The organism is Intrasporangium chromatireducens Q5-1 (genome assembly GCF_000576575.1).
Classification (GTDB): domain Bacteria; phylum Actinomycetota; class Actinomycetes; order Actinomycetales; family Dermatophilaceae; genus Intrasporangium_A; species Intrasporangium_A chromatireducens.
This window is the reverse complement of the sequence record NZ_AWQS01000361.1, coordinates 1-2,856: the sequence shown is the minus strand read 5'-3', so window position 1 is coordinate 2,856 and position 2,856 is coordinate 1. Positions and strand designations below refer to the sequence as shown.

The window sequence follows — 2,856 nt, the reverse complement described above, 5'->3', positions numbered from 1 at the left end:
AGATCGCTTACGCAGACAACTTGACAAGCTCGGGCCTGCAGGTCGGCGGGCGAGCAGCTCGTAGAGTCACGAACGGGAGATGCCGTACTGGGTGGCGACCTCGGCGACCGGACGGTTCGCGATCACCACCGCGAGGAGCGGCGTGGTCGCCCCCTCACGGGTCTCCAGGTCGGTTGTCAGCTGCCTCTACCGGTTCACCGTCTGTTGAGCGTGCTCGTTGACCCGGGTCTGACGCGAGAGGATGGCGGACTTCAGCTCACGCACGTCTCGACGCACCGCGGACCACAAGAGCGCCGCGACGCCGAGGACTGAAGCGCTCGCGAGAAGACCTACCAGGCCCACAATCCACACGGCCGCACTGATCCGCTCGTGAACGATCACGCCGGTCAGGTAGACCGCCGCGCCGAGGACACAAGGACGCCACACGGATGACCAGATATCCGGGAGGCGGACGGGCGTGTTGCGGACCGAATAGGCGAACGAGGGGACGAAAAGCACCCCGTGGGCTAGGACGAACCCCCAGGCCACCCCAACCGCTCCCCACGGCAAACCGCAGACGATCCCCGCGATGATGACCGGCCGGTTGACGAGGGCCCAGATCGCCTGGCGGCCGGTCTGCCCGGACGAGACGAAGAGCCAGCCGTTCGTACTCCGCAGCGACACCATGACGCCCCCGATGGCGAGGACTTGGAAGATCGGGGTCGCCCCGCTCCACTGCCTTCCCAGCATGATCGCGACGACCTCATGGCTCATGGCGGCGAGAAAGCAGATGCCCGGGATGGACAGGTATGCGGTGCCGGAGAGCGCTGTGGTGAAGAAGCGCCGGTATCGGTCCGGCTGACTCATCAGGTAGGACAATACGGGAACCGCCACGCGAGCGATCGGTGCTGTCACTTGGCGGATGGGTAGAAGGAGGAGGTTGTAGGCACGGGAGTACAGGCCCACTGTGCCGGCCCCGTACACCCGTCCGAGCAAGACGTTGTCGATGTTCTGGGCCGTGTAGTCCAAGGCGTTCGTGAAGGTGAGGTTCAGCCCGAAGCGCACCATGGGCCAGACTCCAGGACAGCGCCTTGGCGGGCCGGGAGCCCAGCCGCTCGAGCTCCACGACATCACGAGCCTGACGAGTGGAACGCTGAGCGATAGGGCGACGAGAGCCCATACCCCGGCGCCCAGCACCGCGATGATGATGGCGGCAACGATGCCCAGGAAGAGGCCGAGGACGTCGATCGTCGACAGGACGCCGAAGCGCATCTGGCGAGTCAGGATCGCCTGGTGCTGGGCCGAGAGCCCGTTGACGAGGAACGTCGCTCCCAGAGCCATGGTGACGGGGACGAGCTGGTCGCGGCCGTAGAACTCCGCCAGTGACCAGGAAAGCCCGATGGTTGCGAGAGTGAGGGCCGCCCCGACCGTGGCCTGCAACCAGAAAAAGAAGGTGACCTGATCCTGCGTGACCTCCCGACGTTGTACCGTCGCCTGGGAAAGGCCGAGGTTCATCAGGGCGTCGCCGATTCCGATCAGGGCCAGGACCATGCCGACGAGGCCGTACTCATCGGGTGTGATGAGGCGGGCGAGCAGAACGGTCGAGCCGGTCTGGAGGATGAATCTCAAAGCTTGGCCCGCCATGGTGCTGGCCGCCCCTCTAGCGCTGCGTCCTCTGAGTCCGTTACCGAGGCCGTCCTGCACGAGGGGGTCACCCTGGGGCGGCCGGAAGTATCTGACGGCCCTCCCCAGCGTCCCGAGCGCGGGTACGGTCATGGCCGCGCCCCAGCTGTCGAAGAGGCGCTGCTCGATTGCAGGAAGCGCAGCCGCATGCGCCGCAGACCGGCCGAGGGCAGCTCCGAGGGGCGTGCCACGTCCCAGAGGTCGCAGAGAATTCCGGGGGTCGCTGCCACCACCGCCCGGCCTGACAGCCCCGCAGTTCTGCGAAGAATGACGGCAGCAGTGCCAAGACGCAGGTCAGCCGAGGCCGCCACCCGCTCGCGTCGACCGACCGACTCCGTCAACTGCTCCAAGACGTCGGCTGGCACGAGGCCGGCGACGCGGCACTCCACCTCCACGAGTGCGGCCAGCACGACAGCCTCCCCGTGACGGGCGCGCACCACCTGGAGGAAGTCGCGCCAGTCGAGCCCCGCGGGGTCCCTAAGCAGCAGGAGGACGTCGGCGTAGCGCCGGGTGGGCGTGTAGCCCCAGAGACGAAAACCTTCGACAAGGGTGTATGCGAGCAGTCGCGCCGCGCTCGGCAGGCCATCGGTGTTGCTGTCCGTGTCTGGACCATAGGGCCACCGGCCGGGCACCGCGCGCAGGGTGATCTGTTGCTTGTCCCGCTCGAGGGTTACGGCGTGTAGGTCCATGAGGTACCCGTCACGTCGACGGAGGATCTCACTCCAGCCCTCGCCGGTCAGGATTGCGACGGCTCGCTCGAGCTCCGCCCCATCAAGAGAGAAGTCGGCATCCACCAACGGTCGATCGCCGGCGTGCGGTTGTCGCAGGAGGAGCGCCAAACCACCAGCGGGCATCGTTGCGATGCCAGACTGGCGTAGCGGTTCCCGCGCCGCTTCAAGCGCGCGTAGCCGCAGGGTGTTCTTCGTCCACTGGCGGCGTCTCACGCCGTCGAGACGTGCCAGCTCGGGCCACGCGTGCCCCCCGGCGCGGAGCGCATTGGCGAGCTGACCGAACACTCCGTGCAGGTCATGAGCCACGGAGTCGATGTCCAGCCGTCGCTCCAGTCCCAGCCAGACACGGTCCTGGGTCGACGCATCCCCGAAGGCGGTCGCGAGAACCTCCCACGCCGAGGCCGCCGGCGAGCGGCTCAGAGTCCCAATATTACGGCCCTTCTGACTCATCCGTGGGTCATTT

2 protein-coding genes are annotated in these 2,856 nt (G+C 67.1%); both read right to left on the bottom strand.

Annotation, left to right across the window (positions count from 1 at the left end):
- Positions 1 to 186: 186 nt before the first annotated feature.
- Positions 187 to 1,755, bottom strand: coding sequence for a lipopolysaccharide biosynthesis protein (locus N864_RS20980; protein ID WP_051518889.1), 1,569 nt, complete (start codon positions 1,753 to 1,755; stop codon positions 187 to 189).
- Entirely contained in the window at positions 1,752 to 2,678 is a 927-nt protein-coding gene (locus tag N864_RS20975; protein ID WP_162164559.1) for a nucleotidyltransferase family protein, read from the bottom strand. Before N864_RS20975 ends, N864_RS20980 begins: the two co-directional genes overlap by 4 nt.
- Positions 2,679 to 2,856: the final 178 nt, after the last annotated feature.